General features: G+C 69.6%; 13 protein-coding genes. 3 read left to right on the forward strand and 10 right to left on the reverse strand.

All coding sequences use genetic code 11. The features are described 5' to 3' along the window. The first annotated feature begins 138 nt into the window (after window positions 1-138). On the forward strand, window positions 139-1,530 hold the full coding sequence (locus ACO0LU_RS05955; protein WP_424790484.1) for a class II fumarate hydratase: 1,392 nt from the start codon (window positions 139-141) through the stop codon (window positions 1,528-1,530). A gap of 83 nt (window positions 1,531-1,613) precedes the next feature. Here the strand turns inward: ACO0LU_RS05955 and ACO0LU_RS05960 are convergent, their stop codons facing one another. The 5 genes from ACO0LU_RS05960 to pta form a co-directional block, all read right to left on the reverse strand. Continuing rightward, on the reverse strand, window positions 1,614-1,769 hold the full coding sequence (locus ACO0LU_RS05960) for a hypothetical protein (protein WP_424790485.1): 156 nt from the start codon (window positions 1,767-1,769) through the stop codon (window positions 1,614-1,616). A 10-nt stretch (window positions 1,770-1,779) separates the two neighbouring features. Next, window positions 1,780-2,634, reverse strand: coding sequence for a sugar phosphate isomerase/epimerase family protein (locus ACO0LU_RS05965; protein WP_424790486.1), 855 nt, complete (start codon window positions 2,632-2,634; stop codon window positions 1,780-1,782). 67 nt (window positions 2,635-2,701) lie between these two features. Further along, the gene (locus ACO0LU_RS05970; RefSeq protein WP_424790487.1) at window positions 2,702-3,193 is read right to left on the reverse strand and encodes a GNAT family N-acetyltransferase; all 492 of its coding nucleotides are present in this window, start codon (window positions 3,191-3,193) and stop codon (window positions 2,702-2,704) included. Window positions 3,194-3,373: 180 nt separating this feature from the next. Continuing rightward, window positions 3,374-4,657, reverse strand: a complete 1,284-nt coding sequence (locus tag ACO0LU_RS05975) for an acetate kinase (RefSeq protein ID WP_424790488.1) — start codon at window positions 4,655-4,657, stop codon at window positions 3,374-3,376. After that, entirely contained in the window at window positions 4,657-6,762 is a 2,106-nt protein-coding gene (gene pta, locus ACO0LU_RS05980) for a phosphate acetyltransferase (RefSeq protein WP_424790489.1), read from the reverse strand. Before pta ends, ACO0LU_RS05975 begins: the two co-directional genes overlap by 1 nt. A 238-nt stretch (window positions 6,763-7,000) precedes the next feature. Here pta and ACO0LU_RS05985 point away from each other — a divergent pair, with 238 nt between their 5' ends. Next, a complete protein-coding gene (locus ACO0LU_RS05985) occupies window positions 7,001-7,927 on the forward strand; it encodes an SURF1 family protein (RefSeq protein WP_424790490.1) in 927 nt (308 codons plus the stop codon). Between the two features lie 18 nt (window positions 7,928-7,945). Here the strand turns inward: ACO0LU_RS05985 and ACO0LU_RS05990 are convergent, their stop codons facing one another. The 4 genes from ACO0LU_RS05990 to ACO0LU_RS06005 all read right to left on the reverse strand — a co-directional run bounded on the left by ACO0LU_RS05990 (window position 7,946) and on the right by ACO0LU_RS06005 (window position 13,383). Next, window positions 7,946-8,551 (reverse strand): DUF1349 domain-containing protein, encoded by a 606-nt coding sequence (locus ACO0LU_RS05990; RefSeq protein ID WP_424790491.1) that lies wholly within the window; start codon window positions 8,549-8,551, stop codon window positions 7,946-7,948. A gap of 70 nt (window positions 8,552-8,621) precedes the next feature. Then, window positions 8,622-10,355, reverse strand: a complete 1,734-nt coding sequence (locus ACO0LU_RS05995) for an ABC transporter ATP-binding protein (RefSeq protein ID WP_424790492.1) — start codon at window positions 10,353-10,355, stop codon at window positions 8,622-8,624. Beyond that, window positions 10,352-12,235: an ABC transporter ATP-binding protein gene (locus ACO0LU_RS06000; protein WP_424790493.1), complete on the reverse strand. Its 1,884-nt coding sequence runs from the start codon at window positions 12,233-12,235 to the stop codon at window positions 10,352-10,354. The genes ACO0LU_RS05995 and ACO0LU_RS06000 overlap by 4 nt, the downstream gene beginning before the upstream one ends. Window positions 12,236-12,366: 131 nt before the next feature. Continuing rightward, window positions 12,367-13,383 (reverse strand): hypothetical protein, encoded by a 1,017-nt coding sequence (locus tag ACO0LU_RS06005; RefSeq protein ID WP_424790494.1) that lies wholly within the window; start codon window positions 13,381-13,383, stop codon window positions 12,367-12,369. 191 nt (window positions 13,384-13,574) lie between these two features. Here ACO0LU_RS06005 and ACO0LU_RS06010 point away from each other — a divergent pair, with 191 nt between their 5' ends. Then, window positions 13,575-14,066, forward strand: coding sequence for a DUF3817 domain-containing protein (locus ACO0LU_RS06010; protein WP_424790495.1), 492 nt, complete (start codon window positions 13,575-13,577; stop codon window positions 14,064-14,066). Between the two features lie 34 nt (window positions 14,067-14,100). Here the strand turns inward: ACO0LU_RS06010 and ACO0LU_RS06015 are convergent, their stop codons facing one another. Further along, window positions 14,101-15,267 (reverse strand): nucleotide sugar dehydrogenase, encoded by a 1,167-nt coding sequence (locus ACO0LU_RS06015; RefSeq protein WP_424790496.1) that lies wholly within the window; start codon window positions 15,265-15,267, stop codon window positions 14,101-14,103. Window positions 15,268-15,380: the final 113 nt, after the last annotated feature.

Raw genomic sequence — 15,380 nt, forward strand, 5'->3', positions numbered from 1 at the left:
GGGGCCGCTATCAGGCAGGCTCCGACCGGTAGTCGCGTACGCCCCGCCCAGGCCTCGACCCGGTACCGCTGAGGCGCCGCCGCAGGGCCCTGCGAGATAGGCTGGCGGCGACGTTCCCCGAGTGTGAAGGCGACAGTTGTGAGCAAGGAAACCGAGTACCGGATCGAGCACGACACCATGGGCGAGGTCCGGGTGCCCAAGAACGCCACCTACCGCGCTCAGACCCAGCGGGCGGTGGAGAACTTCGCGATCTCGGGGATCCCCATCTCCCGGCACCACATCGCTGCACTGGCTCAGGTCAAGCGTGCCGCTGCGCTGGCCAACGCCGAACTGGGCGTGCTGGACCAGGACCGGGCCGAGGCGATCGTGACGGCCGCTGACCGAGTGATCGCCGGTGACCTCGACCACGACTTCCCCATCGACGTGTTCCAGACCGGCTCGGGCACCTCCTCCAACATGAACACCAACGAGGTGATCGCGACGCTGGCGAGTCGCTCCGGGGTGGAGGTGCACCCGAATGACCACGTGAACGCCTCGCAGTCCTCCAACGACGTCTTCCCCGCCTCGATCCACATCGCCGCCACCCAGGCGGTCACCACCGAGTTACTGCCCGCGCTGGAGACCCTGGCCGCCTCCCTGGAGGCCAAGGCGACCGAGTATGCCGAGGTGGTCAAGGCCGGCCGCACCCACCTGATGGACGCGACCCCGGTCACCCTCGGGCAGGAGTTCGGCGGCTACGCCCAGCAGATCCGCAACGGGATCGAGCGAGTGCGCTCGGCCCTTCCCCGATTGGCCGAACTGCCCCTGGGGGGCACCGCGGTCGGCACCGGGATCAACACTCCGGTGGGGTTCGGCGCCCGGGTCACCGAGTTGATCGCCGAGCACACCGGACTGCCGCTCACCGAGGCGCCCAACCACTTCGAGGCCCAGAGCGCCCAGGACTCCCTGGTGGAGGCCTCCGGGCACCTGCGCACCGTGGCGGTGTCGCTGGTGAAGATCTGCAACGACCTGCGCTGGATGGGCTCCGGACCCAACACCGGGCTCGCCGAGATCGCCATCCCGGATCTGCAGCCGGGTTCCTCGATCATGCCGGGCAAGGTGAACCCGGTGATCCCCGAGGCGGTGCTGATGGTGTGCGCCCAGGTGATCGGGAACGACGCGGCGATCGCCTTCGGTGGAACCACCGGGTCCTTCGAGCTCAACGTGATGCTGCCGGTGTTGGCCCGCAACATCCTGGAGTCCACCACGATCCTGGCCCGGGCCAGTGAGCACCTGGCGCACAAGTGCGTCGACGGCATCACCGCGAACGTCGAGCGGGCACGGGAACTGGCCGAGTCCTCACCCTCGATCGTGACCCCGCTGAACCGGCTGATCGGGTACGAGGCGGCGGCCAGGATCGCCAAGCACTCGGTGACCGCGGGGATCACCGTGCGGCAGGCCGTGGAGGACCTGGGTTACGTCGAGCGCGGCGAGGTGACACCGGACCAACTCGACGCCGCCCTGGACGTCACCACGATGACCCACCCCTGACCGCCATCACGCACCACTGACGGCGCCGGCCCCACCCGGGCGGGCCGCCCGACGTCAGCGGTGCCACCAGGGGCGCCACCGACTCATCGGCGCGCACCGAGACGTCGCCGAGCCGCCCTGCCCTCGGCCCACTGCCGCAGCGTGCGGGCCAACGCGTCCCGGGTGGTGCGCGGAGGCAGCCCCATCGAGGCAGTGTTCAGGTAGACCGTGGCGGCGTCGAAGTCACCGGACCGGTCCATCACTCCAGTTTCAGAACATCTCCCCGAAGCCCATGGCGATGAGGTTGTCGCGGGAGATACGCAGGCACTCGAACACGTCCCGGCCGTAGAACTGGTCCTGCTCCACGAACAGGTACTCCGCGCCGATCTCGGCCGAGGTGGTGATGATCGAGGGGAAGTCCAGGGTGCCCTCCCCCACCTCGGCGAACTGAACCAGGTCCCGCCAGGCCTCACCGAAGGCGGCGAAGTCCCCGGCCGCGCGGGCCTCGATCGCCTCGGGCGGCATGATCGCGATCCGGTAGTCCTTCAGGTGCACCAACTCGGTGCGCTCACCGTAACGGCGCAGCGCCCGCACCGGGTCGTCCCCGCCGCGTTGCACCCAGTGCACGTCCACTTCCAGGCCCAGGTTCGGCGCGGAATCGTAGATGATGTCCAGCAGCGTGCGCCCCTCCAGGCGTCCGTACTCCACGTGGTGGTTGTGGTAGTACAATCGCACCCCCCGTTGGGCCAGTTCCACCGCGACCTTGTCCACACCGGCGCAGAAGTCGGCCACATCGCTGATGCTGGTCAGGTACTGCAGCGGTGCCATCCCGATGCGGAGGTACCGCACGCCCAGGCGCTCGCAGTCGGTGCTGATCTTGTCCAGATCCTCGCTGAGACTGTCCGAACCACGCTGGGGCAGGTAGGAGGCGGACAGCGAGGCGATGTCGATACCCAGGTCCTGCTGGGCTCGCTCCATCGCCTCCACGTTCGTCGGCGTCATCGGGATCTGGGACATCTCCACCGCGCGGTAACCGAGTTCGGCCACCCGGCGCAGGGACTCACCTACGCCGTGCTCCTTGGCGTGGTCGCGCAGCATCATGGCCTGCACACCGATCGTGGGCATCATTTTCCTCTCGCTTCTGGGGCTGGTGCATCAAAATGGCCGGACGCGTCGCGCCACCGGGCTCGTCTCAGGCGTGGCGCAGAATCAGTTCATCAATCACGGTGCCGCGTTCGAGCACGTACCCGGACTCCTCGCCCACCATCTGGAAGCCGTTACGCTTGAGGACCACCACGGCGGCGTCATTGTGCCGCGGGGCGCGGGCCACCATCGGCCGGATCGGCACTTCGTCCAGGAACGCGCGCAGCGCTGCGGTGGCCACCCCCTGCCCCCAGTGGGCCCGGTCCACCCAGTAGGAGACCCGGAACTCCCCGTCCACAGGCAGGCCCACGATGTGGCCGAGTACCTCGTCACCCTCGGCGTAGGTGATGGTGCGCGCATGCACCTCGGGATCGCGGAGCAACTTTGCCCATCTGGTCTCGAAGGCGTGCTGATCGTTGGGGTGATCATCGGCGATCGCGGCCATCGCGGCGGCCTGCGGATCGCGCAGATGCCCGAAGAACACCGGAAGATCCGAGTCGGTCACCTCACGAAGCACCACGTCTGCCCTGTCCTCGGTCACCTGGCCACCTCCCTGGAATCACCCCCATGGTAGTTCGGCGGGAACGCCGGCGCAGCGAACTCGGGGCCTGACATCCTCATCGCGACCACCGCCCGGGCCGTAGCGGCACGCGTACCGGGCGGTGCCCCGGTCGCGGGAGGGGGCGCATCGGTGCCCGGCACCGCAGCGCAGATACCGGCCTCAGCCGTGCACCACCGAGAGCGCCTGGCCGGCGATCTCCAGTTCCTCGTTCGTGGGTACGACCAGCACCGCCACCGCGGAGTCGTCGGCGGAGATCACCCGGGTGCCCCGCACCGGTGCGGTGTTGCGCTGGGGGTCCACCTCGATGCCCATGCGTTCCAGCCCGGCCAGGGACTCAGCGCGCACCGCCGTGTCGTTCTCCCCGATCCCGGCGGTGAAGACGATCGCGTGCACGTGCCCCAGTGCCGCGGTGTAGGCCCCCACATACTTGCGGATGCGGTAGGTGTAGATCTGACGGGCCAGGCGGGCATCGGCGTCACCGGCGGTGATCGCCGCGTCCACGTCGCGCATGTCGGCATGCCCGCTCAGGCCGAGCATGCCGGAGCGGCGGTTCAGCAGTTCGTCGATCTCGTTGATGCCCATCCCCGCGGTGCGGGCCAGGTGGAACACCACCGCCGGGTCGATATCGCCCGAGCGGGTGCCCATGACCAGTCCCTCCAGGGGCGTCAGGCCCATCGAGGTATCCACCGATCGACCCTGCCGCACCGCGGTGGCCGAGGCCCCATTGCCCAGGTGCAGCACGATCAGGTTGGCCTCCTCGGGCCCCATGCCCAGGAACCGGGCGGCCTCCCGGGAGACGTACTGGTGGGAGGTACCGTGCGCGCCGTAGCGGTGGATACGGTGCTCGGCCGCCACCTTCCGGTCGATGGCATAGGTGGCGGCGTAATCGGGCATGGTCAGATGGAACGCGGTGTCGAAGACCGCCACGTGGCTCATCTGCGGGAAGTACTCCCGGGCGGCGCGGATGCCCTGCAGGTTCGCGGGATTGTGCAGTGGCGCCAGGTCGACGAGGCTCTCGATGATGTCGACGGCTTCGTCGTCGATAAGCACCGGCCCCCCGAACCGGGCCCCGCCCTGGACCACCCGGTGGCCCACCGCGGCCAGGTCCGCCTCGCCCAGATCCGGGCCGTGCTCGTCGAAAGCGGACCGCATCAGCGCCATTGCCGTCTCGTGGTCCGGTACCGGCTGTTCGGTGCGCTGGGCCCGGCCCCCGTTGGAGTGGGTGCAGATGCCCATCGGTTGGCCGATGCGTTCGATCAGGCCGGTAGCCAGGGCTTGCTCGGTGCCGGTGTCCACCACCTGGTATTTCAGTGAGGAGGAGCCGGAGTTGATCACCAGGACCACCCCGCTGGGTCCGTACGCGCTGCCGGCAGCGGGTGCGTCGTCGTCGCGGGTGTCCGCGCCCGGGGTCGCGCCGCCGGCGCAACCGTCCTCGTTCACCATCAGCCGATCCCTTCGGTCTGCGCCGCCTGCTCGGGCCGGCCTGCAGCAGCGGCCTCGGCCTGCACGGCGGTGATCGCCACCGTGGTGACGATGTCCTGCACCAGTGCCCCGCGGGAGAGGTCATTGACAGGTTTGTTGAGACCCTGCAGCACCGGTCCCACCGCCACCGCACCGGCACTGCGCTGAACCGCCTTGTAGGTGTTGTTGCCGGTGTTCAGGTCCGGGAAGATGAACACCGTGGCGCGCCCGGCCACGGCGCTACCGGGCAGTTTCGCCTTGGCCACCGACACGTCCACTGCCGCGTCGTACTGGATCGGCCCCTCCACCACGAGATCCGGGCGGCGCTCGCGCACCAGTTCGGTGGCGGTGCGTACCTTGTCCACCTCGGCCCCGGACCCGGATTCTCCGGTGGAGTAGGACAACATCGCGATCCTGGGGTCCACCCCGAACTGGGCGGCGGTGCGGGCTGAGGAGATGGCGATGTCAGCGAGTTGCTCGGCGGTCGGGTCGGGGTTGACCGCGCAGTCGCCGTACACCAGCACCCGGTCGGCCAGGGCCATGAAGAACACCGAGGAGACGATCGAGACGCCCGGGACGGTCTTGATGATCTGGAAGGCCGGCCGGATGGTGTGTGCGGTGGTGTGCTGTGCCCCGGAGACCATCCCGTCAGCCAGACCCAGGTGCACCATCATGGTGCCGAAGTAGGACACGTCGGTGACGATCTCCCGGGCCCGGTCCATGGTCATGCCCCGGTGGGCGCGAAGCGCGGTGTACTCGGCGGCGAAGCGCTCGTTCAGGTCGGGATCGGTCGGGGAGAGCACCTGCGCGGCGTCCAGGTCCAGGCCAAGGCGGCGCGCCCGCCCGCGCACCTCGGACTCCTCACCCAGTAGCGTCAACGCGGCCACGTCGCGGGCCAGCAGGGAGGAGGCGGCGCGAAGGATCCGGTCGTCGGTGCCCTCCGGCAGCACCACGTGCTTGCCGGCCCGGTGGGCGCGTTCGAGCAGGTCGTACTCGAACATCAACGGCGTCACCACGGCGGTCCTGGGGATGTCGACCGCATCCAGGAGTTGCTCGCCGTCGACATGGGTGGCGAAGGTGGCGCGGGCGAGGTCGAGTTTGCGCTGGGTGCCGGCCGAGAGCAGTCCCCGCGTCCCGGCGACCTCGCTGGCGGTCTCGTACGTGCCCAGGTCGGTGGTGATGACCGGAAGCTGCAGCGACAACCCGTCCAGCAGCCGCCGGACCGGCTCGGGCGGGCGGAAGCCGCCGTTGAGGATCAGACCGGACAGGGTGGGGAAGGACTCGGCACGGTTCGCCGACAGCACCGCCAGGATCACGTCGGAGCGGTCGCCGGGCACGATCACGATCGCCCCCTCGGTGAGCCGGTCGAGGATGTGCTCCATGGTCATCCCGCCCACGATCACCCCTTCGGCCTCCCGCTCCAGGAGCGCCTCCTCACCGGCGATCAGGGTGCCGTCGACGGCCTGCATCAGGTCGCGCACCAGCGGTGCCGACAGCAGCGGGATATCGGGCATCACCCACGCCGGCAGCGGCAGGTCGGCCAGCGCCTCGCGCACCTGGGGCAGTTTGTCGGGGTCGGCGCGGTTGGCGACCACCGCAACCACCTTGGCGTGCGCGGAGTGCAGTTCGGCGGTGGCCACGTCCACCATCGAGCGCACCGCTTCCGGAGGACGGTTCACTGCGGAGGTGACAAGCACGACCGCCGAACCCAGGTTGGTTGCGACGCGGGCGTTGAAAGCCAGTTCGGTCGGGCCGGCCACGTCGGTGTAGTCCGAGCCGACGATCACCACCATCTCGCACTGTCGTTCCACCTGCCTGTACTTGTGGATGATCGTGTTCAGCGCCGCGTCGGGATCGGCGTGCACGTCCTCATACGTCACCCCGACGCACTCGTCGTAGGTCAGGTCCACGCCGTCATGGCTGAGCAGCAGTTGGAGCACCGAGTCCGGTTCGGTGCCGCTGCGGGCCACGGGACGGAAGACGCCCACCCGGGTGACCCGCCGCACGAACAGATCCACCAGTCCCAGAGCCACCGAGGACTTCCCGGTGTGCCCCTCGGGCGAGGTGACGTAGACGCTGGAGACCATGGGAGTTGCCCCTCGGGTGGAGTTCAGTGTGGCGGCCTACCCCGCAGGCTATCGGCCACCGGATGCTCACGCGGCCGGAGCGGGTGTGGACTGGCCGACGGTGTGCGGGGCGCCGCGGCCAGCGGATGCGTGGATCGCAGGTGCACGCGGAATCGTGCGCGGTGGCGGCGTGGGGGCAGTCCGTCGGTGACGCCCTCGGCGTGGTGAATCCGGCTGCGACGCGGCGTAGGCTGGGCGGATGGATCAAGGGCTGTGGCGGCAGTGGTTGCGAGCAGCGACCAAGCCTCGCCTGCTCGGAATCCTGGTGATCCTCCTGATCGGCGCGTTGGTGTGCGTACGGTTGGGGATGTGGCAACTGGACCGCGCCCAGGTCCGCGGGGACCAGGTTGCGGCGATGGAGCAGGCCGAACGTGAGAGCGCACCGCCGCAGCCGCTGGGTGAGGTGGTGGGTCCGCAGACCCAACTCGTCCAGGAGATGGTGGGCGTGCGTGTGATCGCCGAGGGGGTGTACGAGCAGGAGGATCAGTTCTTCGTGGTCGGACGCTCCCACGAGGGTGAGATGGGGTACTGGGTGCTCACCGCGCTGGTGCTCGGTGAGGGCGAGCACGCCGGAGCCGTGGTTCCGGTGGTGCGCGGCTGGGTGCCCGAGGCCGATCCGGACCTGCTCACCGAGGTGCCGAGCGAGCCGGTGCGGGTGCTCGCGCACCTGGCGCCCTCGGAGGGGGCCGGGGCCCGGCTGCCCGAGCCACACCTGGTGGACGCGGTGAGTTCAGCCCAGTTGGTGAACGTGTGGGGCGGTCCGATCTACTCGGCGCACCTGCGCCTGATCTCCGCCGAACCCGAGGTCGGGCCACCGATGGCACAGGTCGGCCCGCCGGAGATCGCCGACGCCGGACTGAACGTCCAGAACCTGGCCTACGCCGCCGAGTGGTGGATCTTCGGAGGGTTCGCCCTGTTCCTATGGTGGCGCATGGTGCGCGACGAGGTCCGGTACGACCGCGAGCAGGCCGCGAAGGGCCACGGCTCCGCTCCGGCCGGTTGGCCCGGTGGTGCACCCGGCGGTGACGACGAGAGGGAGGAGGCAGACCGGGCCGGACCCACCGATGCTGCCAGCACACAACACGCCGACGACGACTCCGTGCGCGCGCGTGTGCCCGCCCCCTGAGTAGAAACGGCGGCGCGGTCAGGAGCCGTCACGGAGTGCGGCGAGCGTGGTCTCGGTGAACGTGATGTCACTGAAAAGTGCGGTGCCGGAGTCACCGGTCGGTGCCTGGGCGAGCATCCCCACCGCCACCGCGTCGGTGGTGGCCAACCGGAACACGCGCACGAAGTCCCACCTGTCTCCATCGCTGGAGGCGTGCATGGCATACGCCGGACCGATCCGGGAGATGCGCAGATGGACGGTGTCACCCTCGACCACCCAGGAGTTCGCGTCGTCGGAGTAGCCGTTCGTGACCACACTGACCACCATCGCCTCACCTTGTGGGGAGTACTCGAAGCACAGTTTCGCCCAGTGCTCGGCGTCGGCCCACAGGGTCAGCACACCGGCGTCGAAGGTGGTCCGGGGACCGGGGACCTGCACCCGGGCGGAGAATTGGAAGTCCCCCTCCGGGACGAACCCCAGGCTGGTGGCGGTCTGCCGGGAGGGCTGGTCACCCACGGAGGCATAGTTGATCCAGTCCACCCGGGCCGCAGGGGTCAGGGTGAGGACACCGTCGGTGAGATCCCACTGACCGGGGCCGTGGCTCCAGGTGAGTGCGGGTAGGCCATCCAGGCGGGGGCCGCTCATCGGTGTCTCCTTGCGTAGCCGGTTGTCCATGGGCACAGCCTGCCAGAGCGCGTCCCCGGCGGTCGCCGGGCTACTCCTGGTTCCAGGACTCCCACAGGGCGGCATAGTCCCCGCCGGCCTCGACCAGGTCGTGGTGCGGGCCGATCTCGGAGATGAGGCCGGCGTCGACGACGGCGACCCGGTCGGCGTCGTGGGCCGTGTAGAGCCGGTGTGCGATCGCCACCACGGTGCGTCCGTGCAGCACGGCCGAGAGGGAACGCTCCAGATGCCGGGCCGCCCGGGGATCCAGCAGCGAGGTGGCCTCATCGAGCACCAGGGTGTGCGGGTCCATCAGCACCAACCGGGCCAGTGCTACCTGCTGGGCCTGCGCCGGGCTCAGGGCGACTCCGCCGGAGCCGACCTCGGTGTCCAGACCGCGTGGCAGGCGCTGGGCCCACCCCAGTGCGTCCACCGCAGCCAGGGCCCGGTGCAGTTCGTCGTCGTCGGCCTCGTTCTTGGCCAGGCGCAGATTCTGGGCCAGTGAGCCCACGAACACGTGGTGCTCCTGGGTCACCAGGGCCACCTGCTTGCGCAGGTCCTCCAGCGGCAGGTCCACCAGCCGCACCCCGCCCACGGCCGCTGTGCCGCCGGTGGGCGGGTGGATCCCGGCCAGCATCCGGCCCAGGGTGGACTTGCCGGCCCCGGAGGGGCCCACCACCGCCAGCCGCTCACCGGGCTGCAGGTCCAGGTCGATGCCGTGCAGCACATCCTGGCCTTCCCGGTAGGCGTACCGCAGGTCCTCGGTCCTGATCTGCTGATCCTCGGGCTGCTCACCGGAGGCGGTGCGGTCCTTCTCGACCAGTTCCACTCCGAAGATCCGGGAGATGGACGCCGCGCCCACCTGGATCTCATCGAGCCAGAAGATCAACTCCTCGATCGGGTTCATCATCTGCATGGCGTACAGGGCGATCGTGGTGACCGCACCGATGGTGGCGTGCCCGTTTGAGACCAGGTACCCGCCCCACAGCAGGACGGCCACGATCGGCAGGATGAACGCCGCGTCGATCCCGGGGAACAGCACGGTACGCAGCCACAGGGTGTCCTTCTCGGCCTTGAACGCCTCGGAGATGTCGGCGTCGATCCGTTCGCGCCGCCGCTTTCCCAGGGACAAGGCGTCCACCGTCCGGGCGCCCTCGACCGACTCGGTCAGGGAGCCGTTGATGGCGGCATAGGAGGCTGACTCGCGCAGGTAGGCCGGGGTGGCCCGGCGCAGGTACCACCGCGTGGCCAGCATCAGCACCGGTACCCCCACGAAGGTGGCCAGCGCCACCAGCGCGTTGGTGAGCAGCCCGGCCACCACGGTCAGCAGGATCGTGGCCAGGCACACCAGCACCCGTGGCACCCCGAAGCGCACCGTGTACTGCACCCGGTCGATGTCGTTGGTGGTACGAGCCACCAGGTCACCGGTGCCGGTCTGCTCCACCGTGGAAAGCGGCAGGGCGGTGATCTTGGCGATGAAGTCCTCGCGCAGGTCGGCGAAGACCTCCTCACCCAGGATCATCGCGTTGCGCTGGGCAAAGCGCACCAGGACCGTCTGGGCGAGCACGGCCGCCACCAGGATGGCCACCATGATGTTCAGCGCGGCGGCGGTGGTGCCGCTGGTGACGTCGTCGATGATCCGGCCCAGCAGCCACGGCCCCACCAGGCCGGCCAGCGCCGCCAGGGTGTGCAGGCTGACCACACCGATCAGTTTCGCCGAGTGCTGGCGCAGCAGGGCGCCGGTGCGTGAACGAACCGTCGCCGAGTCGGCTACCGGCAATGTCATCGCGGCACTCCTTTCCCGGTGGCTCCGGCAGGTTCGGTGGAGTCGCGGGACAGGGTCTGGTCACCCCGGGCCTCCTCGCCGTCACCGGTCTCACCGTGGCCGGGTCCGCCGTCTCCGAGCTCGTCGCTCTCGGGCGCGCTCTCCCCGGGCTCGCCCATGCTGCGGCTGACCACGTCCCGGTAACTCCGGGCGTGCTCGAACCCGGACTCAGCGGCCTCGAGCAGTTCGTGGTGGCGTCCGCGGGCCCGCACCACGCCGTCGGACCCCAGGAAGGCCACCTCATCGACGTGCTCCAGCAGCAACGGACTGGCCGAGACGATCACCGTGGTGCGTCCGGCCCGCGCGGTGCGCAGGTTCGCCGCGATCCTGGCCTCGGTGTGGGCGTCAACCGCTGAGGTCGGCTCGATCAGCAGCAGGATCTCGGCATCGGTGGTCAGCGCCCGGGCCAGGGCCACGCGCTGACGCTGCCCCCCGGAGAGGGACCGGCCCTTCTCGGCGATCTGCCCGTGCAGGCCCTGCGGCAGCGACTCCAGCACATCACCGGCGTCGGCGACCTGCAGGGCCGCCAGCAGCTCCTCCGACGTGGACCCACCGCGGGCGTCGACCTCGGTGGCCAACGTGCCGGTGAACAGGGCAGGTGTGGGCTCACCGAGCACGATCCGCTCACGCACGGCGGCCAGCGGGTAGGAGCGGATGTCCTGGCCGTCCCAGCACACCGTGGTGTCGGAGTCGATCAGCCGGGACATCCGGATCAGCACATCGGCGCTGGCGTCGGGATCTGCAGCCACCACGGCCAGGACCTGACCGGGCTTGGCCTCCAGGCCCGAGCGCAGGTCAACCAGGGAGGCACCCGGCGCCGGTGCCGCGGCGGTACCCTCGTCGGCGACGTCCGGGACCACCTGGAGAACCTTGATCATCTTCCGGGCGGCCACCACCGCGCGGGTGCCGTGCTGCACCACCATCGTGGCCGCGCGCAGCGGCTGGGTCAGGAACACCCCGTAGCCGTAGAAGGTGACCAGTTGACCCGGCGTCAGTTCCCCGCGCACGGTCAGGTGCGCACCGAGGAACACCACCAGCGCCAGGAACAACCCGGGTAGCAACACCTGCAACGCGTCGAGGGTTGATTGGGTCTGCGCCACGGCGGTGCCGCGCCGGCGCACCTGCTGGGACTGGTCGCGGTAACGCTGGGCGAACACGTCCTCCCCGCCGATCCCGCGCAGGATCCGCAGGCCGGAGACGGTGTCCGAACCCAGAGTGGTCAACCGGCCCTGGGCCTCTCGCTGTGCGGCCTGGCGGCGCTGCAGCGGCCGGACCAGAAGTGCCAGGATCGCGGCCACCACCGGCAGCCCGATCAGCACGGTCAGTCCCAGCGCCAGCGAACTGTTCAGCAACACCAGGGCGACGACGATGTAGGTCACCACGCCACCCAGGAAGCGGGCCATGCCGGCGAAGAGCTCACCGAAACGCAGCGCATCTGTGGCCACGGTGGCGACCACCTCACCGGTGGGCAACTCCTTGGTGATGGCCGCACCGGACCTGGTCACGTGGTGGCCCAGCAACTGGGAGGCGTTCAGTGAAGCGCGCAGCCAGTTGGCCACATCGAAGCGGTGCCCGACGGCGTTGGCCACGATCGCGACGGCACCGACACCCAGCAGCACCGTGCACCAGAAGATCAACCGCTCGACCACGCCCGCGGCCAGACCCTCATCGACCGCGCGGCCCAGGATGTAGGGCAGCGCAGCCTGGCACAGGGCACCGAGGATCCCGAATCCGATGGCACCCAGCAGCACCGGCCACTGCCGCTTGGCCTGCCACCAGATGAAGGCGGCGGGACCGGTCAGCGGAGGGCGACCGGGATCGGGGTGAGGGAGGGCTCGCACGAGGGTCAAGGTTAGGCCAGCCCGGACCGGGCGAGCCATGTCTTTTCGGTCACCCGGCCCCGGTGGCGGGAAGGGCGCGCGCTGGCTACGGCGCTGTCGTGCGGCCCGGCGTGGTGGCTGCCATCACCGGCTCATGCCGGGGCCCGATCCAGGGCCACGGAGAGGTCGGTGGCGGCGCCGGACAGCGTCGAGCCGAACTCCTCCAGACGCTGTTGTGCGAGTTCGCCGGCACCGGCGCGGTCCAGGTCGGCGTCAGGGGCGTCGAAGTCGGCCCGTGCGGCCTCGATGATGGTCGCTGTCCCGGCCACGTCGTCGTCGGGACCGCCATCGGTCAGTTCCCCGTCCCAGGCGCGCCAGGCCCGGGCCAGGTCCGCGGCCTCGAGGGCGTCGGCGGCGCACACCGGTGCCAGATCCGCCAGGTAGCACTGGGTGCTCAGCGAGGCGTGGATCTGTTCGTTCGGGATCGCCGCCGCGGCTTCGGAGCGCTCGACGAGGTCGCCCGGGGTAGTGGCGGTGTCGGGGGAGTGTGCGCAGCCTGCCTCGGTGCACCGGAGCACCTCCTGCAGGTCTGCCTGTGCCTCCGCGGCCCCGGCGTGCGCGGCCACCAGCGCCGGGTAGGTCCCGCAGAAGGTCCGCACCGCCGACTCGATGGCTCCGGTGCTGCGCCGGAAGTCAGCCACCGCCAACTGGTAGTCGCCGAAACGTTGGCCGGTCTCGCCGGCGTCTGGGTGCTCGGTGTCCAGACCCGTCGGAGGCGCCGGGGGTTGGACGGCCTCCTGCCCGGACTGGATGAAGGAGGTATAGGCGGTGCACGCGGAGTTGACGGCATCGACCTCGGCCCAGCCTGCGGTGCTGGGTTGCACCGGGTAGCGCACGGGTTGGGTCCAGTCCGGTTCGAACAGCGCGGCGAGGTCGTGCTCGCCGGCCTCGGGGGTGCCGGCCGGGCCGAGTCGTTCCGTGGTGGCCTCGGCCCAGGCATCCAGGTCCACCGTCCAGGCACGGACCTGATCCTGGCGCTGCACGTCGTCCGGGCTCTCCCGGTTCAGCAGCATCATCGCCACCACGATGGCCACCACCGCCATGGTCACCGGCAGCAGTACCCGGCGGGTGCGCGGCGACGGCCGGGACGGGGTGGGTTCGGCGGGCACGTGTGGCTCCTGGTCGAGGGGCGGACGTGCCCTAGCGTGCCATGGTCGTCGTGGGTCCTGCCCATAGGTACCCAGGTGCGCGCACCCGGGATCAGCCCGTCGCGGCCTGGTGGGGGAGGTCCGGATTGCCGCCGGGGCGTGGGGAAGGGCCTCCTGGTCGGCTACGCACGGGGCGGTGACACAATGGGGGCATGACTGAGCCCACGCCCTCCCAGCCCGCGGATCGCAGCAGCGACCGCCCGGCCGGCAGTTCGTCCGACACACCGGACGGCCATGGTGGACGGGACAACAGCGAGGCCCTGGTGGATTCCAGGGACCGTGGTTCCTTCGCCCGCTACCGGGTGATGGCCTTCATCACCGGCGGATTCCTGTTGTTGCTCGTGGTGGAGATGTTCCTCAAGTACGCACTGCAACTCAACGGAGTGCAGGCCGATGGAAGCGCCGCTCCGGTACTGGGCAACTGGATCGCATTCGTCCACGGATGGATCTACGTGGTCTATCTGGTGTCGGTGTTCGACCTGTGGTCGCGGATGCGCTGGGGCTTCGGTCGGATCGTCGCCCTGATCGCCGGTGGGGTGGTGCCGGTCCTGTCGTTCGTGATGGAACGCAACGCCCGCACCTGGTTCGAGGAGACCCTCGCCGCGCGCCACGGCTCCGGCGAGACCCCGGCCGAGGACGCCTGAGGCCCGGGCGGCGGCAGGCCCGGGCCCTGGCGGCTCAGTCCCGGCCGAACAGGTCGCGGGTGTAGACCTTGTCTGCCACGTCCTGTAGATCATCGGTGGGCCGGTTGGCCACGATCACCTCGGCGCGGGCCTTGAAGTCCTCCAGGTCGTTGACCACTTCGGAGTGGTAGAAGTCCGGTTCATCCAGGTTCGGCTCGTAGACGATGACCTCCACGCCCTTGGCCTTGATGCGCTTCATGATGCCCTGGATGGAGGAGGTGCGGAAGTTGTCCGACCCGGCCTTCATGATCAGCCGGTAGACCCCCACCACCTGCGGGTTGCGGCGCAGCACGTCGGCGGCCACGAAGTCCTTGCGGGTGGTGTTGGCATCGACGACCGCTCGGATCAGGTTCTGCGGGACCTCGTCGTAGTTGGCCAGCAGCTGTTTGGTGTCCTTGGGCAGGCAGTACCCGCCGTAGCCGAAGGAGGGGTTGTTGTAGTGGGCCCCGATCCGCGGGTCCAGGCCCACCCCGTCGATGATCTGGCGGGTGCTCAGCCCGTGGGCCGCGGCGTAGGTGTCCAACTCGTTGAAGTAGGCCACTCGCAGCGCGAGGTAGGTGTTGGCGAAGAGTTTGATCGCCTCGGCCTCGGTGGACCCGGTCAGCAGCACCGGCACATCCTTGGCCAGGGACCCCTCCAGCAGCAGATCGGCGAAGGCCCGCCCGCGCTCGGATTGCTCACCCACCACGATCCGGGAGGGGTAGAGGTTGTCCTCCAGCGCCCGGCCCTCGCGCAGGAACTCCGGGGAGAAGAGCACGTTCAGCCCCGGGTGCTCGGTGCGCATCTGTGACGTGAATCCCACCGGGATGGTGGACTTGATCACCACGGTGGCCTCCGGGGCCAACTCGCCGACCTGCACCAGCACCTTCTCCACCGAGGAGGTGTCGAAGTAGTTGGACACCTCGTCGTAGTTGGTGGGGGTGGCCACGATCACCACCTGCGCCCCCTCCAGCGCCTCGGTGGCCTCGGTGGTGGCGCGCAGGTTCAGCTCCTTGGCGGACAGGTACTCCTGGAGCAGCGCATCGATGATCGGGGAGTGGCCGGCGTTGATCTGGGCCACCTTCTCCGCATCGATGTCCAGGCCCACCACCTGATGATGTTGAGCCAGCATGACGGCCAGGGACAGCCCGACATACCCGGTGCCCACCACAGCGATCCTCACCCAGCGCTCCTCACTCTCTGTGCGCCGGGCAGTGCCCGACGACGACGCAGCCTCAGTGTGTCACCGACCCCTCCACCGGGAGAAGTACTGAGGCGGGGATCACGCGGGCGGGT

Source organism: Pseudactinotalea sp. Z1748, assembly GCF_049725185.1.
Lineage (GTDB): Bacteria > Actinomycetota > Actinomycetes > Actinomycetales > Beutenbergiaceae > CALKWS01.